This window comes from Actinoallomurus bryophytorum (assembly GCF_006716425.1).
Taxonomy (GTDB): Bacteria; Actinomycetota; Actinomycetes; order Streptosporangiales; family Streptosporangiaceae; genus Actinoallomurus; species Actinoallomurus bryophytorum.
Genome location: NZ_VFOZ01000001.1, coordinates 5,738,053 through 5,760,996 on the forward strand (window position 1 = coordinate 5,738,053; position 22,944 = coordinate 5,760,996).

Sequence of the window (22,944 nt, forward strand, 5' to 3'; positions counted from 1 at the left end):
AAGTCAGCCAATGGACACTGTCCGTGAAGCAGGATGTTCCACAGCGAGGGCAGCCTTTCGGGTGTGAAGACCGCCGTGCGCGTGGGTGCCACCACCACCGTGATCCTGCTGACCTGTGTCTCCGCCGCCGCGGGTTCGGTGAGGAGGCCCCAGACCGCCGCACATCCCGCCGTACTGGGCGCGGCGTTCGTCCCGCCCAAGCCCTGCCATGGCCATGCCGCCGCCGACTTCAACGGCGACGGCAGCGGCGACCACGCGGTCGGCGCCCCGTACGCCACCGTCTCCGGTCGCTTCCGCGCGGGCACCGTGGCCGTCGGCTACGGCGGGCACGTGACCTGGCTGACGATGCCGGCCGCCGAACGCGACGCCGGCTTCGGCGCCACGCTGGCCACCGGCGACTTCAACGGCGACCACTGCGCCGACCTGGCCGTGGGCGCCCCGGACCACGGGTCGCCGCGGCCGGGTGCGGACGGCACCGGGGCGGTGTACCTGTACTACGGCTCGCCGGACGGCCTGCGCCCCGGCCCGGTCCTCGGCGTGCGCGACCTCGGCCGCAAGCCGGGAACGGACCGGTTCGGCGCCGCCCTGGAGGTCGGCGACCTGGACGGAGACGGTCGCGACGACCTCGTCGTCGGCGCGCCCGGACTGACCGGAGGCGGCGGCGTCGGCGTGTTCGGTCACGGGCGGCGCGACGGGCGGCTCATCACCCAGCGCACCTCGTGGGTGGGCCAGAAGACGAGCCAGACCGACGGATTCGGGTCGGCCCTGGCGATCGGGAACTTCGACGGCGGCCGCCATCGGGAGCTCGCCGTGGGCGCGCCCGGCGACGGCGACGAGGCGTCGGGCGCGGTCACCGTGCTCGACCCCGCCGCCCGCCGGTCCCGCCGCGTCACGCAGGACAGCCCGGGGGTGCGCGGAGTCCCGGAACGCTACGACAAGTTCGGCGCGGCGGTCGCCGCCGCCGACATCGACCACGACGGCACCGACGAGCTCGCGATCGGCGTCCCCGGCGAGGACCAGACCAAGATCCCGGAGAACTTCGCGGCCGGCGCCGTGCACGTGCTGCACGCCTCCGGCCGCGACGACGTGTGGACGCTGAGCAAGGCCGGCGACTACGACCGGTTCGGCACCACCCTGGCCGCCGCCGACCTCGACGGCAACGGCACCACCGACCTGGTCGCGAGCGCGACGGGCAGGGGAGCCGTGCAGGTGCTGACCGGCCACCGGGGAAGCGGCCTGCGCCGCGGCTCCCTGATCACCTCACCGGCCGGCCGGACATCCCAGTTCGGCTGGACGCTCACGATCCGCGGCCGTGACCTGTACGTCGGCGCCCCGGGAGCCCGCGGCTTCGGCGGCACGGTCTACCGCGTGCACGGCAAGAGCCGCACGCCGATCCAGAACGGTTCCACCGGCGAACTGCTCGGCTACGCCGTCGTGTGACCCGCCCTGGCCGCCGCCGCCGGCCGGTGACCATGAAGATCACCATCGACGACCGCGTCCGCCGATCTCGGCTCGTCTCGCCTCGGCCATCGCCGAGATGGGCATGGTCGCGATGCGCACCGCGCTGCGTCTGGCCGCCGGCGAGAAGATCGAGTTCCGCCACATCGAGCTCGCCACCGAGCTGGTCGTGCGCGAGTCGAGCCTGGTCGCCTGATCACGAACGGCGACCCCGTACCGGCCCCCGGGTCAGCGGGGGCCGGCGGCGACGGCGGCCTGTTGCTGCCGGGGCGTCGCGGCCTTCGACCGGGCGAGGCCGTGGGCACCGTCCGGCACGGTGAAGCTCGCCGCGATCGTACTCGGGGCGTTCCGCTTCGAGACGTAGGGCATCGTGTGGAAGTCGGCCCGCAGTTCCCCCGTCGTCAACCGGCACACGACGAATCCCCGGCGCTGGTCGACGTACTTGATGTGCGGGTTCTCCGCCAGTTCCACCGCGCGTCCGGCCGCGTCGTCGTACCCGTCGCCGTCGCTCGTGATCGACGTGGTGACCAGCTCGACCCCCACGCGCCGTGAGTCCGGGTCGTCGAAGTTCGCGAGCAGGTCGCTGGCGTAGTGGGCGTGGATGTCGCCGGTGAGCACGACCGGGTTACGGGCGCCGGACGCGGCGACGTCGCCGAGCACCCGGTCGCGTTCGGCCGCGTAGCCGTCCCACGTGTCGACCAGCAGTTCCTTGCCCGGGCCCAGGTGATAGTCGTGCTGCGCCATGAAGATCTGCTGGGCGAGCACGTTCCAGCGCGCGCCCGAGGAACGGAGTCCCGAGGCCAGCCAGCGACGCTGCTCGGGCCCGGTCAGCACGCGCCGTGAGTCGAGACGCTCGTCGCAGTCCATCCGTACCCCGTCGTCGCACGGCTGGTCGGAGCGTACCTGGCGGGTGTCGAGCACGTGGAACGTCGCCAGCGAGCCCCACGAGAGCCGCCGGTACAGCTGGATCCGCGTCCCGCGCGGCATCGACGCGCGGCGCAGCGGCATGTGCTCGTAGTACGCCCGGTACCCGGCGGCCTTGCGTTCGGCGAACCCCGGCGCGCCCGAGGTGCCCGGATGGGAGCCCGCCCAGTTGTTCTCGACCTCGTGGTCGTCGTTGACCGGGATCCACGGCGCGAGCGCGTGCAGCGCCCGCAGGTCCGCGTCGGTCTTGTACTGCGCGTGCCGCCGCCGGTAGTCGGTCAGCGTCTGGCACCGGCCCTCGGTGTGCGGGCGGACGACCATGCCGTCGGCCGCCTTGTACCCGCCCGGCGCGTACTCGTAGATGTAGTCGCCCAGGTGCAGCACCACGTCGGGCTGCTGCTCGGCGAGCCTGCGGTAGCCGGTGAAGTAGCCCTGCTCGTAGTTGGAGCAGGACACGGTCGCGAACATCAGGTCGGGTGCGGTGCCCGGCGCGGGCGCCGTACGTGTACGGCCCACCGGCGAGACGTACCCGGCCATGCGGAACCGGTAGAAGTACTCCCGGCCCGGCTGCAGTCCGGCCGCCTCGACGTGGACGCTGTGCGCCCATGACCGGCGCGCGGTGACCGTGCCCGACCGCACGACGCTCTTGAACCTCTCGTCGTCGGCGAGCTGCCACTCGACGTCGGCGTCGCGGGCGGACATGCCGCCGTGCCCGTCTTCGGCGAGCGGGTTCGGGGCGAGGCGGGTCCACAGGACGACGCCATCGGGGGTCGGGTCGCCCGACGCGACACCTAGGGAGAACGGATCGCCCGGGCGCCGGGAGAGGCGGGGGGCCACGGCCAGCCCGGCCGCTCCGATCAGCAGGTTCCGGCGTGTGAGTTGCACGCCTCTAGTTCAGGTGCCGCTTCTGCCCGTCACGGGACGTGACGCTGACGTGCCGGACAACATCGTGTGGCGGCCTCATGACTGCGTTCTGGCATGTCCCAGACTCTACGAGTTAGAGAGATTTTTGCAATAGTCCGTTCGTTTATTGCGCTAATTCGTCCGTCGTCCTACTGTGTGCTCAGCCCAACGCCGTCGGCAAGGCGGCCAGACCCCACCCCCCGCCGGGGTTCGTTGTCAGCGCGTCCCTGATCACGCGATGACTCCGGCTCTTCGCCAAGAAGGGTTAAGCGATGGTCACGTCAGGACATCCACCCACCGCACCGTCGAGACTCAAGGCCATGGCACTCGCCGTCACGGCCGCGCTCGCACTCGTCGCGAGCGTCCTCGCCATCCCGGCCCTGTCGTCGTCGACGGCCTCCGCCGCGACCGCTACGGACACGCCCTGGTCCTTCTCCGGACGCGGCGCGACGGTGCCGTTCGCCGAGGTCGAGGCGGAGAGCGCGGCCACCAACGGCACGGTCATCGGCCCGGACCGCGTCTACACCCACCTGCCGTCGGAGGCCTCCGGCCGCCAGGCGGTCACGCTCAACGGGTCGGGCAAGTACGTGGAGTTCACCGTCCCGAAGGCCGCCAACGCGATGTCGGTGCGCTACAGCGTGCCCGACGGCTCGAACGGGACCGGGCTGACCACGCCCGTGGACCTGGTCGTGAACGGCACCAAGCTGAAGGACCTGTCCCTCACCTCGAAGTACTCCTGGTACTACGGCGGCTATCCGTTCAGCAACAACCCCGGCGACGGGAGCCCGCACCACTTCTACGACGAGACCCGCACGATGTTCGGCTCGACGCTGGCGCAGGGCACCAAGGTCCGCATCCAGACCTCCGGCGCCACGACGGCCGCGGTGACCGTGGACCTGGCCGACTTCGAGAACGTCGCGGCGCCGATCGGGCAGCCGTCCGGCTCGCTCTCGGTGGACTCCTACGGAGCCGCCAAGAACAGCGCGACCGACTCCACGGCCGCGTTCCAGGCCGCCGTCGACGCGGGCAAGGCCCAGGGCAAGGTCGTCTACATCCCGCAGGGCACGTACACGCTGTACGGCCACGTGATCGTGGACGGAGTCACGCTCGCCGGCGCCGGCCCGTGGTACAGCGTGCTCACCGGCCGTGACCCGAACAACCGCAGCCGCGCCGCCGGCATCTACGGCAAGTACGTCGCCGACGGCGGCCCGAGCCAGAACGTCACCCTCAAGGACTTCGCCATCATCGGCGAGATCACCGAGCGGGTCGACGCCGACCAGGTCAACGGCCTGGGCGGGGCGATGAGCAACTCCACCGTCGATGACCTGTGGATCCAGCACACCAAGGTCGGTGCCTGGATGGACGGCCCGATGGACCACTTCACGATCAAGAACAGCCGGATCCTGGACCAGACCGCCGACGGCGTGAACTTCCACATCGGCGTGACCAACTCGACGGTGACCAACACCTTCGTACGGGGCGTCGGCGACGACGGCCTGGCGAGCTGGCCCGAGAACAAGCCCAACGTGAACGACTCGTTCACGCACAACACCGTGGTGGCGCCGGTCCTGGCGAACAACATCGTCACCTACGGCGGCCGTGACTTCACCATCTCCGACAACGTCGTCTCCGACACGGTCACCAACGGCGGCGGCATCCACGTCGCCAACCGCTACCCGGGCGTCAACTCCGGCAGCGGCACGGCCGTCGCGGGGACCATCACGGTGGCCCGCAACTCCCTGCTGCGCGCGGGCAACTCCGACTACAACTGGCAGTTCGGTGTCGGCGCGATCTGGTTCGACGGGCTCAACGAGGCGATCAACGCGACGGTGAACGTCACCGACACCGACATCATCGACAGCTCCTACGAGGCGATCCAGTTCATCGAGGGCGGCGCCACGCACACGGTGAACTTCAACAACGTCAACGTCGCCGGCACCGGGACGTACATGATCCAGGCCCAGTCCGGGGCGACCGCGACGTTCAACAACGTCAAGGCGTCCTACATCGGCGCGGGCGTCGACATCCACAACTGCGTCGGCACGGGGTTCGCCCCGACGTACGGCAGCGGCAACAGCGGCTGGACCCTCGGCTCGACCACCTGCACCGGCCAGTGGCCCGCCCCCAACTACATCTACCCGGGCGGGACCGGCGGCGGCACCCCGCCGCCCACCGACCCGCCGACGGACCCGCCGCCCACCTGCACCCCGGGGAGCGGCAACATGGCGCAGGGCAAGACGGCGACCGCGACCAGCCACACGCAGAATTACGTCGAGTCCAACGCGGTCGATGGTGACGCGAACAGCTACTGGGAGAGCGCCAACAACGCCTTCCCGCAGCGCATCACGGTCGACCTGTGCGCCAAGACCAACGTCGGCAGGGTCGTGCTGAAGCTGCCGCCTGCGACCGCGTGGGCCACGCGTACGCAGACCCTCTCGGTGCTGGGCTCCACGGACGGCTCCACCTTCACCACCCTCGCCGGTTCGCGCGGGGTCACCTTCAACCCCTCCAGCGGCAACACCGCCACGGTCTCCTTCACCCCGGCGAGCACTCGCTACGTGCGTGTCGAGATCACCGGCAACACGGGCTGGCCGGCCGGTCAGCTTTCCGAGTTCGAGGTGTACGCCTCGTAACCCCCGACCGCGCCCGGAGGAGGACTGGACGCATCCTCCTCCGGGCGTCCAGTCCCTCGTGGACGCAAGGCTTTCAGGAACGCTGAGAGCCTTGCGTTCCGGGAGCCGAAAGCCATGCAAGCGAATTGCGTTGAACGGCCGTATGCTTGCAACGTGACACGTGTACCGGGGGAAGTGACCAAGACGCGCCGGTTGGCCGAGGTGGCGAAGAAGGTCGGGGTCAGCGAGGCGACCGTCAGCCGGGTCCTCAACGGAAAGCCCGGCGTCTCCGACGCGACACGTGCGGCGGTGCTCACCGCCCTCGACGTCCTCGGCTACGAGCGGCCCACCCAGCTCCGCGGCGAGCGCGCGCGGCTCGTGGGCCTGGTCCTGCCCGAGCTCGGCAATCCGATCTTCCCGGCACTGGCCGAAGTGATCGGGGGAGCGCTGGCCCAGCAGGGCTTCACGCCCGTCCTGTGCACCCGCACCGCCGGCGGCCTCTCGGAGGCCGACTACATCGAGATGCTGATCGACCAGCAGGTCTCGGGAGTGGTGTTCGCGGGCGGCCACTACGCGGAGGTCAACTCGCCCCACGAGCACTACCACCGCCTGTTCGACCTGCGCCTGCCGGTCGTGCTCGTCAACGCGGCCGTCGACGAGCTCACCTTCCCGCGCGTGTCCACCGACGACATGGTCGCGGTGGACCAGGCCTTCGGCCATCTGCTCTCGCTCGGTCACGAGCGCATCGGCCTCGTGCTCGGCCCGGAGGACCACATGCCGTCGCGACGCAAGCTCGCGGCGTTCACCGCGGCGTCGAAGGCGGCAGGGTTCGAGCTGGACGACAACGCCGTGGAGCACGCGCTCTTCTCGCTCGAGGGCGGCCAGGCGGTCACCCGGCGTCTCGTCGCCAACGGTTTCACCGGGATCATCTGCGCGAGCGACCCGCAGGCCCTCGGCGCGATCCGCGCCGTACGCCGGGCGGGTCTCACGGTGCCGGGTGACGTCTCCGTGGTCGGCTTCGACGACTCGGCGTTCATCAACTGCACCGACCCGCCGCTGACGACGGTGCGCCAGCCGATCGAGTCGATGGGCCGGGCCGCGGTGACGATGCTCGTCAACCAGATCGACCGGACCGCCTTCACGGCGGAGGAGCTTCTCTACGAGCCGGAGCTCGTCGTGCGAGGGTCCACCGCCCCCGCGCGGCTCCTCACGGCCTGACTCGCGGCGCGCCCGCCGGGCGGGAGAGCCACGTCCGGATCCGGACGACCACAGGATCACGATCCTGTCACGACGCATGCCCTCGGACGGTTCCCGCGACCCTTCGTCGCCGGGCGAATGTGTCCCAGGTCACTAAATAACCGCAGGTAAGAGGATTCGACGGCCCGGCGGACCGGCGCTCTGCACACCTCGCTCGGCTATCTGTCCAGTTTTTTCATCGATATGACTGCCTCTTGCTCCAGACTGCTCATCTCTGTATGTTCCTGGCAACCGGGTGCACGAAGCGCGTTCGTCGTCCGTACGTGACACGTCAGGACGCCGGCCGTGTGCGGGGGTCCGGCCGGATGGTCTTCGTGGTGCCAATCCAGGAGGGGAAGTCTTTGATGAAAGCCCGTCATCTCGCGGTCCTGGTGGCCGGAGTCACCGCACTGGCCAATGTCGCCGCGTGTGGCACCAGCAGCAGTAACGACAACGACAAGGGTTCGAAGGCGGCGAACATCGCCCCGCTCGATCCGAACACCAAAGTGTCGATCACCGTGGGCTGTCAGCCGCCGAAGAGCTCGAAGGTGCTGCGCACCGAGTGGAACAACGACGTGACCGCGTTCCAGCAGCTGCACCCGAACATCACGATCGTGAGCAAGGACGCGTTCCCTTGCGAGGACCCGAAGACGTTCACGGCCAAGCTGGCCGGTGGCCAGATGGAGAACGTCTACTACGTCTACCTCACGGACGCCAAGAACATCATCGCCAACGGCCAGGCCGCCGACATCACCAAGTACGTCTCCGGGGTCAAGAACTACGGCAGCCTCCAGCCGCAGCTGCTGAACGTCTTCAAGGGCGGCGGCAAGCTCTACGGTCTGCCCAAGACCAACTACTCCATGGGCCTGCTCTACAACCGCAAGCTGTTCCAGCAGGCCGGGCTCAACCCCGACCAGCCGCCCACGACGTGGGCCGAGGTCCAGGCGGACGCCAAGAAGATCTCCGCGCTCGGCAACGGCATCGTCGGCTACGCCGACTACAGCGCCGGCAACCAGGGTGGCTGGCACTTCACCGCCGAGATGTACTCCCAGGGCGGCGACATCGTGACGCCGGACGGCAAGAAGGCGGCCTTCAACAGCCCGCAGGGCCACGCCGTGCTGCAGAACCTCCAGCAGATGCGCTGGACCGACAACAGCATGGGCGCCAAGCAGCTGCTGCAGATCGCCGACGTCCAGCCGATGATGGCCTCCGGCAAGCTCGGCATGTACCTGTCCGCGCCGGACAACATCCCCACCATCAAGGACCAGTTCCAGGGCAAGTTCGAGGACTACGGCCTGGCGCCGATGCCGAACGGTCAGGGCACCCTGATCGGTGGCGACGGCTACATGTTCAACCCCAAGTCCAGCCCGGACCAGATCAAGGCCGGCATCCTCTGGCTGGAGTTCGAGAACCTCACCCCGGGCAAGGGCCAGTTCGACTGGGCGCAGAAGAAGATCGACAAGCAGCCGGTCGGGCTGCCGCAGCCGAACATCTTCACCGGAGCCCCGGCCGCCGAGGAGCTCCAGATCCGCAAGCAGAACTCCAACCTGCCGGTGGACAACTACAAGGCCTTCGCCGACGGTGACCCCAAGGTGAAGTACCGCCTCGAGCCGCCGCAGGCCCAGCAGATCTACGCGGTCCTGGACGGCGTGGTCTCCTCGGTGCTCACCAACAGGAACGCCGACGTCAACAGCCTGCTCTCCAAGGCCGAGACCAAGGTCAACGGCATCCTCGCGAACGCCGAGTAATACCGCGGCGGGGGCCGGTCACCGTGCGCACCGGCCCCCGCCGCTCCATGCTGAACCCCGGTACGGGGCCAGGTGAGAACGGAGGCGGACGGCGAATCATGGACATCTCGCTCTCGAGAAGGACGCGGTGGGGACCACGCCCCCGCCGCGGACGCGGCGTGCAGCGGAACCTGACCGCGTACGGGTTCCTGTGCGCCGCCCTCGTGTGCTTCGCGGTCTTCTCCTGGTACCCGATCGTCCGCGAGGTCATCCTCAGCTTCCAGAAGACCAACTTCGTCGGCGACACCAAATGGGTGGGCCTGAAGAACTTCCACCGGGTCATCGAGGACCCGTCGTTCAGCGCCGCGTGGAAGAACACCGCGATCTTCACGCTGCTTGCGCTCATCTGCGGCTACGCCGTGCCGTTCGTGACGGCGCTGCTGCTGAACGAGCTACGGCACGCGCGCGGCTACCTGAGGTTCGTGGTCTACCTGCCGGTGATGCTGCCGCCGGCGGTGTCGGTGCTGCTCTTCAAGTGGTTCTACAACCCCGGGCCGGGCCTGTTCAACGAGATCCTGAGGTTCGTGCACCTGCCGACTCTGGCCTGGCTGGACTCCGGCAAGACGGCGCTGATCTCCCTGGTCATCGTCGCGACCTGGACGAACATGGGCAGCGGAACCCTCATCTACCTGGCCGCGCTGCAGACGGTGCCGGCCGAGCTGTACGAGGCCGCGGAGCTGGACGGGGCCGGGCTCCTCCGGCGGATCCGGCACATCACGATCCCGCAGACCAAGCTGATCCTGCTGGTCATGCTCCTGCTGCAGATCATCGCGACGATGCAAGTCTTCATCGAACCGTTCCTGCTCACCGGAGGCGGTCCGGACAACGCGACGGTGAGCGTCGTCTACCTCATGTACCAGTACGCCTTCAACTTCAACAACTTCGGCAGCGGTGGGGCGCTCGGCCTCATGCTGATGCTCGTTCTCGTCATCTTCTCCGCCGTCTACCTGCGGCTTTCCCGTGATGACCGCGACGGCCGGGCCGCCAGGGTCTGAGGTTAGGAGCTTCGATGTCGAACGTCCTGGACCGCCCGGTCCGTACGGCCCCCGCCCCCGCACCCCCGCGACGGGTCAGAAGATCACGGCGTACGGAGCCGGCACAGCGCACGCTGGTGTCGCCGCACAGCCTGCGGTCGCGGCGTGGCCGGATCATCTACTGGACCGTGCTGACCTTCACCGTCCTGGTGTTCACGCTGGTCTTCGTCTTCCCGCTGTACTGGATGGTCACGGGGGCGATGAAGTCCTCCAGTGAGCTCGTACGGCTGCCGCCCACGATCTTCCCCAAGGATCCGCATCCGGAGGTGTACAAGAAGGCCTGGAGCCAGATGGACCTGGGCCGCTACATGTTCAACACGTTCATCTACGCCCTGGGAGCCTGGCTCCTTCAGCTCGCGGTCGACGTGTCGGCCGCCTTCGCGCTGTCCAAGCTGCGGCCGATGTTCGGCAAGCTCGTCCTCGGCGGCATGCTGCTCACCCTCATGATCCCCCCGACCGTCCTGCTGCTCCCCGCCTACCTCACCGTGCGGGACATCCCGATCCTGCACCTCAACCTGCTGAACACGCCCTGGGCGATCTGGCTGCCGGCCGCCGCCAACGGGTTCAACATCTTCCTGCTCAAACGATTCTTCGACTCCATCCCGTCGGAGCTGCTCGAAGCGGCGGCCATCGACGGGGCCTCGGCACCACGCATGCTGTGGTCGATCATCCTGCCGGTCTCCCGGCCGATTCTCGGTGTCGTGTCGATCTTCGCGGTGGTCAACGTGTGGAAGGACTTCGTCTGGCCGCTGCTGGTGATGCCCGACACCAACAAGATGCCGGTGAGCGTGGCGATCTCCCAGCTCTCCCAGCAGATGCCGCAGAACGTACTCATAGCCGCGCTGGTGATCGCGAGCCTTCCGGCGATAGCGGTCTTCTTCATCTTCCAGCGCAACATCATGGCCGGCCTCACGGCCGGTGGCCTCAAGGGCTGATCCGCCCTAGCGGGCCCGAGTGCGTCCCTCGGCGAGCCGCGGATCGACCACGAACACTTCGCCAGAGAAGGAGTAGTCCAGCATGCCTGAAACGTGGTGGCGGGGAGCCGCGATCTACCAGGTCTATCTGCGGAGCTTCGCCGACGGTAACGGTGACGGCCTCGGCGACCTGGCCGGACTGCGCAGTCGTCTGGCCTATCTGTCGGCTCTCGGGATCGACGCCATCTGGCTCAACCCCTGGTATCCCTCGCCGATGTCGGACGGAGGGTACGACGTCGCGGACTACCGGAACATCGAACCCATCTTCGGCACGCTCGCCGAGGCGGAGAAGCTGATCCAGGAGGCCCACGACCTCAACATCAAGATCATCATCGACGTCGTGCCGAACCACTCCTCGGACCAGAACGCGTGGTTCCAGGAGGCGCTCGCGGCCGGTCCCGGCTCGGAGGCCCGGGAGCGGTTCTGGTTCCGGCCCGGCAAGGACGGGGGGCCGCCGAACGACTGGCAGTCCATCTTCGGCGGCCCCGCCTGGACGCAGGTCCCGGATGGTGAGTGGTATCTCCACCTGTTCGCACCCGAGCAGCCCGACTTCAACTGGAACAGCGACGCCGTACGCGAGGAGTTCCTCGACGTCCTGCGGTTCTGGTACGACCGGGGCGTGGACGGCATCCGGATCGACTCGGCGGCCGTGCTCATCAAGGACCCGGACGCCGAACCGGACGGGCTCGACCCGTACACCGACCGCGACGCCGTCCACGACGTCTACCGCGAGTGGCGCCGCGTGTCCGACACGTACTCCGGCCGCTTCCTGATCGGCGAGGTCTGGCTGCCGGACCAGGAGAGGTTCGCCCGGTACCTGAGGCCGGACGAGCTGCACACGGCGTTCAACTTCGACTTCCTTTCCTGCCCCTGGGAACCCTCCGCGCTGCGCCGGGTGATCGACACCACGCTCGCCACCCACGAGCCGATCGGGGCACCGCCCACGTGGGTGCTGTCCAACCACGACGTCACCCGGCCCGTCACGAGGTACGGGCGGGCGGACACCTCCTTCACCCACGACGACCGCAAGCACGGGATGCCCTCGGACCGCGAACTCGGCATCCGGCGGGCGCGGGCGGCGGCCCTGCTCGCCATGGCGCTGCCCGGCGGCGTGTACGTCTACCAGGGCGAGGAGCTCGGCCTGCCGGAGGTCGAGGACATCCCGGACGCGCTGCTGCAGGACCCGATCTGGGCCAGGTCGGGCCACACCGACCGGGGCCGCGACGGCTGCCGGGTGCCGGTGCCGTGGTCCGGCGACGCGCCGCCCTACGGATACGGCGGCGACCCCTGGCTGCCGCAGCCTCCGGACTGGCAGGAGCTCACCGTCGAGGCGGAGGAACACGACGCGTCCTCGATGCTCAACCTGTACCGCACGGCCCTGCGGATCCGCCGCGACCGGCTCGGCGACGGCACGATCACCTGGGTCCCGCTCGGCGACGAGGTGCTCGCCTTCGCCCGCGAATCGGGCCTGACGTGCGTGGTCAACCTCGGCCAGGAGCCGGTACGCCTGCCGGATCACCAGCAGATCTGCCTGGCCAGCGGCCCGGTCGACGGTGGCCTGCTGCCCTCCGACACCGCGGTCTGGCTGATCTGAGGACACGGGCGCCTGCCGGCATCCCCGCCGGCAGGCGCCGGTCAACGTAGGGGGCGCAACGCGCGCGGCAGGCCGAACCTCGGGAGCAGCCCGTTGTCCAGGAACCGCGTGAGCGCGCAGATCCGCTCACCGGACAGCGTGAGAACGATCAGTCCGTGGGCGTGCGCGATCGGCGTCCCCGGGTCGAGCACGTACGCGCCGAACGCGGGCTGACCGTTGGCCCGCGTGGGCACCAGGCGGTACCGGCGGCCCTCCCGCAGCGCGACCGTCGACAGGAAGTGGCCCGTCGCCGCGAGCCCCTGGTACTCCAGCGGCAGCGGCGGCATGGTCAGCCACACGTCGTCGGTGAGCAGGGCGAGGATCGCGTCGACGTCACCGCTCTCGAAGGCCAGGGAGAAATCCTCGACGATCTTCCGCTCGCGCGCCGTGTCCGGCAGCGGCGCGTGGTCGCGGTCGGCCGCGGGCAGGCGGGTCGCGAGCGTCGCGCGCGCCCGGTACAGCGCGCTCGCGACGGAGCTCTCACTGCCCTCCAGCATGCCGGCGACCTCGGCCGCACGGAAGCCGAGCACGTCCCGCAGGACCAGCACCGCCCGCTGCCGCGGCGGCAGGTGCTGCAGGGCGGCGAGGAACGCCAGGGAGACCGACTCCCTGCTCTCGTAGCGCGCCTCCGGGCCCGGCGACCCGTCCGGCAGGTCCTCGATCAAGGCGTCCGGGTAGGGCTCGAGCCAGCTGGGGTCACCGCGGCGTGTGGGCTCGGGCAAGGAGACCTCCGGAGAGATCGCCGGTCGTTCGCCGGACCGGCGGGCGCCGTCGCGCAGGGCGTTCAGGCAGCGGTTGGTCGCGATCCGGTACAACCAGGAGCGCAGCGACGATCGCCCCTCGAATCCTCCGAGCCCGCGCCAGGCGGCCAGGAGGGTCTCCTGAAGCAGGTCCTCGGCGTCCTGGACCGAGCCCAGGATGCGGTAGCAGTGCATCTGGATCTCACGCCGGTACGGCTCGGTGAGCTCACGGAACGCCCGCCCGTCGCCGGCCCGCGCCCGCTCGAGTGCGTCCTCGCCCGGCATCGTCTCGCCTTCGCAGTCGGATCTCACATCCGTACAGACACCGCGCGTACGCGAAAGTGTTCGCCGGTGGGGACCTGAGGACGCTATCCGGCGGCGAGCTGGTCCTGGGTCTGCCAGGACGTCTGGATCCCGGCGCCCGAGCCTTTGCACCGGCCGACGTTGACCGTGACCTGGTCCTGCGTACGGGTGGTCTTGGCGCCGTAGCGGGTCTTCGGGCCGTTGTCGAAGCTCTGCGTGCCGCCGTTCCGCGAGGTCAGGGTGGTGCTCACGTACACCGCGCCAGGGCCCTTGACGTGGCCACGGAGCTGGAGGCAGACGTCCCAGCCGTCCTTCGGCGCCGTGTCCCCGAGGACGACGCTGCCGGTGTAGGCGCCGCGGCAGACCGACGTCTTGAGGAGTACGGAGCCGGCGCCGGCCACGCTGTACGCGCGCTGGTAGTCGCGGCAGCCCTTGGCGGGGGGCTTCGCGTGCTTCTTGGGCGGCTTGGGGGCGCCCGACCGGATGCCGTTCAGCTGCGGGCCGTGGGTCACGGACGGCGACGGAGTGGGCGGCGGAGGCGTCGTGGGGGCGGTCGCCGCATGCGCCTGCGGCGCCGCTCTGGCGGCGTCGCCGCTGTCGGGCCAGAGGGGGACGGCCACGACGGCGCCGACGACGATGACGGCGGCACCCGCCAGGATCGCCCAGCCGAGCCGCCGCCTGCCGGCGGGGGCGGCGACGGAGGTGGCCGCGGGCGTGAGAACGGACCCGCTGGGTGACCGCTCGGCCCGCGGTGCCTGGCGGCCCGCGCCGTCGGCCGCCGGCCGGTCGGCGGAGGGGCCGCTCCCCGGGGTGGAGGGGCGGCCTCCTGCGGAGCCGGGGCCGCCCGTGGTGGCGGACGAGCCGCTCCCCGCGGCGCGTACGACTCCGCCTCGGGCCGCCGGCCGAGAGGGCCGGTCGCGTACGTCCTGATCCTGGGGACCGGGGTTCAGCCCGGCCGGTGGCGTCGCCGGGGCGGGCTGTCGCGTCGCCGCCGGCGCACCGGCGGGCCCGGCGGGCCCGGCGGGCCCGGCGGGCCCGGCCACCGTCTGTGCGGAAGGGCCGCCTTCGGCCGTCGCGACCCAGGGCCGGCCGGCCGGTTCGTGCCTGGTCGCCGACCCGCCCGTGCCGGGGGCGGGAGGCCGCGCCCCGTGCGGCATGGCGGCGGCCGTGTCGTGGGAGGCGTCGCCTCCGGCGGGGGTGTGCACCACCCAGGGTCCGTCCGGCGCAGGCTCGCCGGCCTCACCGCCGTGCGCCGTCACGGCGGCCGGCGGCGTTTCGGCGGCGCCGGAGGCAGCGTCGGCCGGGGACGCGCCGAACGCCGGGGGAGGCATCAGGGCCTCCGTGGCCTCGTGGCCCAGCAGGCTCGCCTGGGCCTGCTGCGCGGTCGGCCGCTGGGCGGGGTCCTTGGACAGGCACGCCGTCACGACCGAGCGCAGGGGCTCCGGCAGCGCCGACACGTCCGGCTCGGCGTGCATGATGCGTTCCATCACGGCGTGCACGGACTCGTTGCCGAACGGCGGGCGGCCGGTGCCGGCGAACACGATCGTCGATCCCCAGGCGAACATGTCGGCGGGCGGGCCGACCTCGCGGCTGGAGACCTGTTCCGGCGACATGTACGCCGGCGTACCGACCGTGTTGGTGTCCTCGAGGCGCACGGCGCCCAGGGCGCGGGCGATGCCGAAGTCGATGACCCGTGGCCCGTCCGGGCCCACCAGGACGTTGTGCGGGGTGAAGTCGCGGTGGACGATGCCCGCCTTGTGGATCGCGGCGAGCGCGGTCAGCGTGCCGATCGCCAGACGTTCGAGCGCGCCGCCCGTACGCGGGCCGTCGGCGCTGATGTGGGACCGGAGGGAGCGCCCCTCGACGTACTCGCTGACGATGTAGGGATGGTCGCCGGCGACGTCGGCGTCCAGCACCTGCGCCGTACAGAAGCGCGCCACCTTCTTGGCGGCGGCCAGCTCGCGTATGAACCGCTCGCGCGCACCGCGGTTCTCGGCCATCCGTGCGTGCAGCAGCTTGATCGCCACGTGCTCGCCCGAGGGGTCGCGGCCGAGGTAGACGACCCCCTGGCTGCCCTCGCCGAGTCGCCGGAGGAGCCGGTTGCCGCCGAGCTCGGCCGGGTCACCCGGTAGCAGCGGATGGCCGTCGGGCATGCGCGTGTCCTCCCGGTCAAACCGACGTTCACAAGACGTCAAACGATAGCGCCGGTTTCGCCACCGGATACCGTCATCGACCGGGCCGGGGACCTACGTCCCGCTCTTCGCTCAGCTGGTCGCGCGCCCGACCGCGTACTGGAAGAGGTTCTCCTGCTGGATGGACCCGTCCGGCCGCTGCTGGTTGCCGAAGGTGGCCACGAAGACCTCGTGTGCCGCCTCGTGCCCGATGACCTCGATCGCACGCGCCACGTTCGGTGAGGACGTCATCGACTTCCACGCGGCGTCGAGCGAGGCGAAGTCGTACCTGCGGATGACCTCGGCGAAGGCGTACACGTCGAGTCCGGCCTCCACCATCACCTCGCGCAGGCGGGCCAGGTCGCGTACCGGCTGGGAGCTCGGCGAGCCGGGGGGCACCAGACCGCGTACGGCGTTGAGGAAGGCGCTCGCCTCGCGGCCGGACCAGTTGTGCCACAGGCCGATCGCCACCGACCCGCCGGGCCGGGTGACGCGGGCCAGCTCGCCCACGGCCACCGCCGGAGGCTCCACGTACTGGATGGCGTCGAAGGCGATCACCTGGTCGAAGCAGCCGCGGTCGTAGGGCAGCTCGGCGGCGTCCGCCACGCGCAGCTCGGCGTCCGGCAGGCGTTCGCGGGCGACTTTCAGGAGTTCGACCGACGCGTCCAGGCCCGTGACCTCGGCACCGTTCTGGGCCGCGAGCGCCAGCGCCGCACCGGTACCGCAGCCGACGTGCAGCAAGCGGGTCCCCGGTCGAGGATCGAGCGCGCCGATCGAGGCGATGTAGAGCGGGCGGAGCTGTGTCTCGCAGACGTCGGCGAAGGCAGCGCCGTTCTGCGGATGGACCTGCACGGGACCCACCATCGCGTCCTCCGGATCATCGTCGGTTGACACATGATCAGGTCGCGCCCCCGATCACGGCATCCGCATATTTACTTATTTACTGACTTTGTTGGCTTGTTGGGACATACGTGATCCATACTCCGTGTGTGGCCCGGCGAGTTTCGTGCCCAACCCTTATAGGCCGGACTGCGGAGCTGGCCAGGCTGGATGCCGCCCTGGCGCAGGCGCGGTCCGGCTCTTCCGTGCTGCTCTTCGCCTCCGGCGACGCGGGCATCGGCAAGTCCCGGCTGGTGGAGACGTTCGCCGCCCGTGCCAGGGAGCACGACGCGATCGTCTTCTCCGGATCCTGCCTTGACCTGGCCGAAGGCGCCGCCCCGTACGCTCCGTTCGTCGCCGCGCTGCGGCCGCTGGCCGACGAGCTCAGCGGTGACGAGCTCGCCCACGTCCTCGGCGAGGCACGGCACGAGCTCGGCGCCCTCCTGCCCGAGCTGTGCGGACGGCCGCCGAGCCGTAAGGACCGTACCGAGCGCGGCCGGCTGTACGAGCTGGCCCTCGGGCTGTTCCGGCGCATGGCCGCGCTGCACCCCGCCGTGCTGATCCTGGAGGACCTGCACTGGATCGACCCCGCCTCGGCCGACCTGCTCGCGATGCTCGGCGGCAACCTCCGCCGCGCCGGCCTGGTGATCGTCGGGACGTACCGCAGCGATGAGGTGTCGCGTGACCATCCGCTGCACGGCACGGTGCTGGAGCTGGAGCGCTCCGGCCGCGCGGAACGCATCGAGCTGGGCGGTCTGAACGTGGACGAGGTGACCGCCCAGGTCACCGGCATCCTCGGCACCGAGCCGGCGACTCGTCAGACCCGGTCACTGTTCGACCGGTCGGAGGGCAACCCGTTCTTCGTCGAGGAGCTCCTGGCGGCGGGGCCGACGAGCAGCACGCTCACCGCCAGCCTGCGGGACGTGCTGCTGACCCGTGTCGAACGGCTCAGTCCCGAGACCGGCCGCGTGCTGCGCGCCGTGGCGACGATCGGCCGCGGCGGTGACGAGAGCCTGATCGCCACGGTGACCGGCCTGAACCCGGACGAGCTGGAGTTCGCGCTGAAGGAGGCGGTCGCGCACCGGCTGCTCGTCGTCACCGGCGACGGCTACGACGTACGCCACGCGCTCCTGCGGGAGGCGCTCGACGCGGACCTGCTGCCGGGCCAGCGGAACCGGCTGCACCTGGCGGTCGCCGAGGCGCTGGAAAGCCAGAACGTCCCGGCCGAGTCGGCCCGCCACTGGTACGCCGCCGGAGACCGGCCGCGCGCGCTCGCCGGATTCGTGGCGGCCGCGGGCGCCGCCTCGGCGACCAACGCCTGGGCCGTCGCGCTCGCCCACTACGAGCGGGCGCTGCGGCTGTGGCCGGATGTGGCCGACGCGGAGGCGCGCTGCGGGGTCGACCACGCCGAGCTCCTGCGACGCGCCGCCGAGGTGGCGATGGCCGAGGGGGAGGCGGACCGCGCCATCGAGCTGACCCAGAGGGCGATGGCCGAGGTGGACCCGGGCACCGCGCCGCTGCGCGCGGCGGGACTGCGGATCCTCATGGGCCGGATCCAGTGGGTGGCCGGCGACGTGGCGGCCGCGTGCGCCTCCTACGACGATGCGGTCGCGCTGCTGCCGGCCGAGGCGTCGACCCGCGAGCGCGCCCAGGTACGTGCCCTGCAGGGGCACGCCTTCATGCTGCAGAGCCGCTACACCGATGCCGTCGACTGCTGCCGGGAGGCCATCGCCGTCGCGGTCGCCGTGGGCGCGCGTGACCTCGAAGGGCATGCCCGCAACACGCTCGGGGTCGGCCTCACGATGATCGGCGAGACCGACGAAGGCCTAGCCGAACTCGCCAGCGCGCTGCGGATCGCCAAGTCGCGCGAGGACAGCTGGGAGCTGGGCCGCACCTACGTCAACTTCTCCGACGCGCTGCTGTGGACCGGCCGCTGGGCGGAGGCCGCGGAGATCGGCATGGAGGGCGTGCACGTCTGCCGCGGCCTCGGCTACGGGCGCACGACCTGCATGTGTGCGGCCGGCAACACTCTCGCGGCGCTGCTGCGCCTCGGCCGATGGCCGGACGCGGACCGGCTCGTCGACGAGGTGAACGACATCGACGCGCCTCCGGGCCAGCGCTGGGGGGTCACCCTGGCCATGGCCGAGCTGGACCTGCGCCGGGGCCGCCTGGAGGGAGCGCGAGGACACCTGGAGACCGTGGCGGGCGCGGCCATGCGCTCGGACGGCAAGGAGCTGGTCAGCTCGTACCGCGCCTGCGCGGCCTGGCTGGCGGTCTCCGAAGGCGACTACGAAGCGTCGCGCGAGCACGTACGTGTCGGCCTGTCGCTGATCCGCGGCAGTGAGTACACCCGCATCGGCCCTCAGCTGTGCTCGATCGGCCTGTGCGCCGAGGCGGCGCTGAACGGCGATCCCGAGGAGCTCCTCAAGGAGTGCCGGGAGTTCCTGAGCGGCCTGGCGGGATCGCCCGAGCCCGAGGCGTACGGCCTGCACGCCGAGGCCGAGGCGACGCGGCTCGCGGCCCCGAACCCCAGCGCCTGGCAGGCCGCCATCACCGCGTGGGAGGGGCTCGGGGAGCCGTATCACGTCGCGTACTGCCGGTTCCGCGCCGCCGAGGCCCTCCTCGCGGTGAAGGGCTCACGCGCCGAGGCGCTGACCCTGCTGCGCTCGGCCCACGAGACGGTCGTGCGGCTGGGCGCGGTCAGCCTGCTGAACAAGATCGAGGCTCTGTCCCGCCGCGGCCGCCTGGAGCTCGTACGGTCCAGGGACACGATGCCGGGCCTGACCGCGCGGGAGGGGGAGATCCTCGCCCTGCTGAGCGACGGGCGCACGAACCGGCAGATCGCCGAGGCGCTGTTCATCAGCGAGCGCACGGTCGGCGTGCACGTGTCGCGGATCCTGCACAAGCTCGGCGTCCCCAACCGCGGCGCCGCGGCGCATCTTTTCAGGGACTTCTCGCTCTAGGTTCTGCCTCATAGTCATGCTGGTTGCCGTGTGGCGCCGCTTGGGCGCCGCCTGGGTCGCGCTTGGGTCGCGCCCCGCGGGGTTATCCACAGAACCCCGCTCTACTTCCGCCCGCGGCTGTTGCCGCTGGACAATGAGAGTGGGATGGCACCCCCGGGCGGGTGGGCTCCAGGTGGGTGGGCTCCAGGTGGGTGGGCTCCAGGTGGGTGGGCTCCAGGTGGGTGGGCTCCAGGTGGGTGGGCTCCAGGTGGGTGGGCTCCAGGTGGGTGGGCTCCAGGTGGGTGGGCAACAGATGGGTGGCCCAGGTGGGTGGCCCAGGCGGTTGGGACCCAGGCGGTTGGGACCCAGGCGGTTGGGACCCAGGCGGGTGGGCTCAGACGGGTGGGCTCCAGGCCGAGGACTTGAGACAGGACCTTAGGGCCTGGCTCGAGTCCGCTGTCGATTGCGCTGCTCATCTCAGACGCCTGACCCGGTGGCGTTCCAGCCGTGTTCCAGGAGGTCGAAGGCGCTCTCGACGGCCGTGCGGGGATCGCCGCTCGTACGGGCGAGGGCGGTGGTCTCCAGGACGAAGTGGGCCAGTGCCCCACAGACGGGATCCTCTGGCGGAGCGCCGCTCGCCTCGGTGATGGCCTCGGTGAGCGCGCCCTCGTGCCGCATCCACATGCGGTGGGCGTACTCGCTCAATGCCGGGGTCGAGCGGATGAGCTCGAGGAACCGCGCCATCTCCGCATCCTGGGAGATGTCCGCTCTGGCCAGCACGTAGTCCCTGAGCGCGGCCAGGATCGACTGTTTCTCAGGCCGCTTCTGGACGGCGTCGCGCAGGCTGGCCTCCCGGTCGGTGTCCATGTCGAAGACGAGTGCCTCCTTGCTGGGGAAGTGCTTGAAGAGCGTGGCGGTCGAGACGTCGGCGGCGTCGGCGATCTCGCGGATCCCCACGTCGTCGTAGCCGCGCTCCAGGAACAGGCGCAGTGCCGCGTCGGCGATGGCCTTGCGTGTCGCCGCCTTCTTGCGCTCACGGCGTCCCTGTGGCTGCGGTTCCCGGATCTGTGTCGCTCCCATGCCCGCACCCTACTCCCGAAATGCGAGTCACGTAAAAAAGTAAAGTTGTTGCACTTTTGGAGCTGTTGTGGTTCTGTGACGTGGTCGGCCGCTTGCTCCTGCCGGCCGCCGGCCTTCCCACTTCCCTTTCACCACACCTCCCTGAGGGAGTGATTCGCCATGTCCGCGTCCCCCGCCGCCCCCGCGACAGCCTCTGCCGGCACGCCCAGGAACGTTCGCTGGGTGCTGTTCGGCGTCATGCTCGCGATGCTGCTGTCGATGCTCGACAACATGGTCGTCGGCACCGCGATGCCCACGATCGTCGGCGATCTCGGCGGTCTGGAGCACATCTCCTGGGTGGTGATCGCCTACACCATGGTCACCGCCGTGACCACGCCGATCTGGGGCAAGTTCGGCGACCTGTTCGGCCGCAAACCCATGTACCTGGTCTCGATCGCCGTGTTCATCGCCGGCTCCGCGATCTGCGGCGCCGCCCAGTCCATGTCCGAGCTGATCGCCTTCCGCGCGCTGCAGGGCATCGGCGCGGGCGGTATCGGCGCGGGCGCCTTCGCCCTCATCGCCGCTCTCGTGCCGCCGCGCGAACGCGGCAGGTACCAGGGCATGACCGCCTCCGTCATGGCGATCGGCACCATCGGCGGCCCGCTGCTCGGCGGCTTCATCACCGGGCACTGGGGCTGGCGCTGGGCCTTCTTCATCAACCTGCCGCTCGGCCTGCTCGCCCTGGTGTGGCTGGGGCGGATGCTGCACGTGCCCGCCCGGCGCATCAGGGCAAGGATCGACTGGCCGGGCATCGCCCTGCTGACCGCCGCGATCGGCGCGATCGTGCTGGCCGCGACCTGGGCGGGCACCACCTACGCGTGGGGCTCCTGGCAGATCCTCATCCTGGGCACCGTCACCGTGCTCGGGCTCGCCCTGTTCGTCCTCGCGGAACGGCGGGCCGCGGAACCCGTGCTGCCGCTGACGATCTTCACCGGCCACCGCAACTTCCCGCTGGCCACCATCCTGCTCCTGGCCGCCGGAGTGGCCGTGTTCGGTACCGGCCTCTACCTGCCGCTGTTCCAGCAGACCGTCCAGGACGCCTCGGCCGCCAACTCCGGCCTTCTGCTGCTGCCCCTGATGATCCCCGTCGTGATCGTCTCCACCATCGCGGGCAAGGTCATGTCCGCCACCGGTAGGTACAAGGTCTTCCCGGTCCTGGGCGCCGGCTTCCTCACCGTCGGCCTCGGACTGCTCGCGACCATGGGGACCGGCACGTCCCGCGTCCTGACCTGCACATACATGGTCCTCGTGGGCACCGGGCTCGGTCTCACCCAGCAGATGGCCGGCACCATCGCCCAGAACAGTGTCGACATGCGCGACATGGGCGCCGCCATGAGCTCGGTCACCCTCTTCCGTACCCTGGGCGGTTCCCTCGGCGTCGCGGTCTTCGGCTCCCTGTTCACCCGCGCCGTCCACAGCCACCTGCCCGGCGACGGCACCGAGACCGACGCGCACACACTGGCTCACCTGCCCGCCGGGGCCAAGGATGCCTACCTGAACGCGGTCACCAGCGGTACCCACCAGATCTTCCTCACCGGGGCGATCCTGTGCGCGGCCGCGTTCGTCGCGGCGCTGTGCGTCATCGAGACTCCACTCCGCAAGGCAGGCCCACCGGCCGGCACCGACAAGACCCCGGTGACGGCCAGGACACCGGCGGCAACCCCCTGATCCGCTGCCGTACCTCGTCGGCCGCCACCACATCCGCCATGTCCCGTGCCGGGCCGCGCCGACAGCCGCGCACCCGCCGCCGTCCCCGTACAGCCCACCAGAAATCACGTTTCCGGACGGTCGAGGTACGGCGCGGTGCGGTCACCATTTCGGCGGCCCAGGAGCGGAACGAGTACGGCGGCGACGACCAGGTGCATCGACGCCAGCGTGGCCTTGGCGCCGTCGGATGCATCGACGTAGAGCACGGGCACGAACGACACAAGCATCACGATGACGGCCGATCCGGTCCAGAGGGCCGGAGCCCGGCCGGTCAGCCGATCCAGCCCCGCTCGCGTCGCCGAGGCGAGCAGGGAGACGACGAGCGTTACGCCGGCGACGAGAGGCAGGCCGACGGCCTGGGCCGGGCGTCCGCCGCCGGGACCGACGTGAAGTTCCACGCCCAGACCGCGGGCGGCAGCCCACAGCAGGGCCGTGGCCAGGACGGCACCGCCGACCGCGCAGGCGTGGCGGCGGAGGCCCGGGGCGGCCGAGCGGGTGAGGGTGGTGGTCATCAGAGTGCTC

Annotated in this window: 15 protein-coding genes; 9 read left to right on the plus strand and 6 right to left on the minus strand. The window is 70.6% G+C overall.

Annotated features, from left to right (window positions below; all coding sequences use genetic code 11):
* Positions 1–63: 63 nt before the first annotated feature.
* On the plus strand, positions 64–1,440 hold the full coding sequence (locus tag FB559_RS26920) for an FG-GAP repeat protein (protein WP_185792418.1): 1,377 nt from the start codon (positions 64–66) through the stop codon (positions 1,438–1,440).
* A 246-nt stretch (positions 1,441–1,686) separates the two neighbouring features.
* Here the strand turns inward: FB559_RS26920 and FB559_RS26930 are convergent, their stop codons facing one another.
* Positions 1,687–3,267, minus strand: coding sequence for an alkaline phosphatase D family protein (locus FB559_RS26930; RefSeq protein ID WP_141958832.1), 1,581 nt, complete (start codon positions 3,265–3,267; stop codon positions 1,687–1,689).
* Between the two features lie 338 nt (positions 3,268–3,605).
* Here FB559_RS26930 and FB559_RS26935 point away from each other — a divergent pair, with 338 nt between their 5' ends.
* From FB559_RS26935 to FB559_RS26960, 6 genes are all read left to right on the plus strand, one after another.
* Entirely contained in the window at positions 3,606–5,918 is a 2,313-nt protein-coding gene (locus FB559_RS26935) for a discoidin domain-containing protein (protein ID WP_141958834.1), read from the plus strand.
* Between the two features lie 153 nt (positions 5,919–6,071).
* Positions 6,072–7,115: a LacI family DNA-binding transcriptional regulator gene (locus FB559_RS26940; protein WP_246122095.1), complete on the plus strand. Its 1,044-nt coding sequence runs from the start codon at positions 6,072–6,074 to the stop codon at positions 7,113–7,115.
* A 383-nt stretch (positions 7,116–7,498) separates the two neighbouring features.
* Positions 7,499–8,881, plus strand: a complete 1,383-nt coding sequence (locus FB559_RS26945; RefSeq protein ID WP_141958839.1) for an ABC transporter substrate-binding protein — start codon at positions 7,499–7,501, stop codon at positions 8,879–8,881.
* A gap of 158 nt (positions 8,882–9,039) precedes the next feature.
* Positions 9,040–9,915 (plus strand): carbohydrate ABC transporter permease, encoded by an 876-nt coding sequence (locus FB559_RS26950; RefSeq protein WP_246122096.1) that lies wholly within the window; start codon positions 9,040–9,042, stop codon positions 9,913–9,915.
* 14 nt (positions 9,916–9,929) lie between these two features.
* A complete protein-coding gene (locus tag FB559_RS26955) occupies positions 9,930–10,889 on the plus strand; it encodes a carbohydrate ABC transporter permease (protein ID WP_141958843.1) in 960 nt (319 codons plus the stop codon).
* An 82-nt stretch (positions 10,890–10,971) separates the two neighbouring features.
* Positions 10,972–12,522 carry a glycoside hydrolase family 13 protein gene (locus FB559_RS26960; RefSeq protein ID WP_141958845.1) on the plus strand — a complete coding sequence of 517 codons (1,551 nt, stop codon included), beginning with the start codon at positions 10,972–10,974 and terminating at the stop codon, positions 12,520–12,522.
* Positions 12,523–12,563: 41 nt separating this feature from the next.
* On the opposite strand, the gene FB559_RS26965 is transcribed toward FB559_RS26960, so the two are convergent.
* The 3 genes from FB559_RS26965 to FB559_RS26975 all read right to left on the minus strand — a co-directional run bounded on the left by FB559_RS26965 (position 12,564) and on the right by FB559_RS26975 (position 16,639).
* Entirely contained in the window at positions 12,564–13,586 is a 1,023-nt protein-coding gene (locus tag FB559_RS26965; RefSeq protein WP_141958847.1) for a sigma-70 family RNA polymerase sigma factor, read from the minus strand.
* An 83-nt stretch (positions 13,587–13,669) separates the two neighbouring features.
* Positions 13,670–15,757, minus strand: coding sequence for a serine/threonine-protein kinase (locus tag FB559_RS26970; protein ID WP_141958849.1), 2,088 nt, complete (start codon positions 15,755–15,757; stop codon positions 13,670–13,672).
* Between the two features lie 111 nt (positions 15,758–15,868).
* Entirely contained in the window at positions 15,869–16,639 is a 771-nt protein-coding gene (locus FB559_RS26975; protein WP_185792419.1) for a class I SAM-dependent methyltransferase, read from the minus strand.
* Positions 16,640–16,764: 125 nt separating this feature from the next.
* Between FB559_RS26975 and FB559_RS46305 the strand changes: the two genes are divergently transcribed.
* A complete protein-coding gene (locus FB559_RS46305; RefSeq protein WP_185792420.1) occupies positions 16,765–19,617 on the plus strand; it encodes a helix-turn-helix transcriptional regulator in 2,853 nt (950 codons plus the stop codon).
* Positions 19,618–20,073: 456 nt separating this feature from the next.
* Here the strand turns inward: FB559_RS46305 and FB559_RS26990 are convergent, their stop codons facing one another.
* The gene (locus FB559_RS26990) at positions 20,074–20,676 is read right to left on the minus strand and encodes a TetR/AcrR family transcriptional regulator (RefSeq protein ID WP_141958855.1); all 603 of its coding nucleotides are present in this window, start codon (positions 20,674–20,676) and stop codon (positions 20,074–20,076) included.
* Between the two features lie 159 nt (positions 20,677–20,835).
* Here FB559_RS26990 and FB559_RS26995 point away from each other — a divergent pair, with 159 nt between their 5' ends.
* The gene (locus tag FB559_RS26995; protein ID WP_141958857.1) at positions 20,836–22,383 is read left to right on the plus strand and encodes an MDR family MFS transporter; all 1,548 of its coding nucleotides are present in this window, start codon (positions 20,836–20,838) and stop codon (positions 22,381–22,383) included.
* 104 nt (positions 22,384–22,487) lie between these two features.
* Here the strand turns inward: FB559_RS26995 and FB559_RS27000 are convergent, their stop codons facing one another.
* Positions 22,488–22,934, minus strand: a complete 447-nt coding sequence (locus tag FB559_RS27000) for a DUF6069 family protein (protein WP_141958859.1) — start codon at positions 22,932–22,934, stop codon at positions 22,488–22,490.
* Positions 22,935–22,944 lie beyond the last annotated feature (10 nt).

What these genes read in the sequence shown, in the direction of transcription:
- FB559_RS26935 (WP_141958834.1), top strand. Translation starts at nt 3,606, where the DNA reads ATGGCACTCGCCGTCACGGCCGCGCTCGCACTCGTCGCGAGCGTCCTC.
- FB559_RS26945 (WP_141958839.1), top strand. Translation starts at nt 7,499, where the DNA reads ATGAAAGCCCGTCATCTCGCGGTCCTGGTGGCCGGAGTCACCGCACTG.
- FB559_RS26955 (WP_141958843.1), top strand. Translation starts at nt 9,930, where the DNA reads ATGTCGAACGTCCTGGACCGCCCGGTCCGTACGGCCCCCGCCCCCGCA.
- FB559_RS26960 (WP_141958845.1), top strand. Translation starts at nt 10,972, where the DNA reads ATGCCTGAAACGTGGTGGCGGGGAGCCGCGATCTACCAGGTCTATCTG.
- FB559_RS26965 (WP_141958847.1), bottom strand. Translation starts at nt 13,586, where the DNA reads ATGCCGGGCGAGGACGCACTCGAGCGGGCGCGGGCCGGCGACGGGCGG.
- FB559_RS26970 (WP_141958849.1), bottom strand. Translation starts at nt 15,757, where the DNA reads ATGCCCGACGGCCATCCGCTGCTACCGGGTGACCCGGCCGAGCTCGGC.
- FB559_RS26975 (WP_185792419.1), bottom strand. Translation starts at nt 16,639, where the DNA reads ATGGTGGGTCCCGTGCAGGTCCATCCGCAGAACGGCGCTGCCTTCGCC.
- FB559_RS26990 (WP_141958855.1), bottom strand. Translation starts at nt 20,676, where the DNA reads ATGGGAGCGACACAGATCCGGGAACCGCAGCCACAGGGACGCCGTGAG.
- FB559_RS26995 (WP_141958857.1), top strand. Translation starts at nt 20,836, where the DNA reads ATGTCCGCGTCCCCCGCCGCCCCCGCGACAGCCTCTGCCGGCACGCCC.
- FB559_RS27000 (WP_141958859.1), bottom strand. Translation starts at nt 22,934, where the DNA reads ATGACCACCACCCTCACCCGCTCGGCCGCCCCGGGCCTCCGCCGCCAC.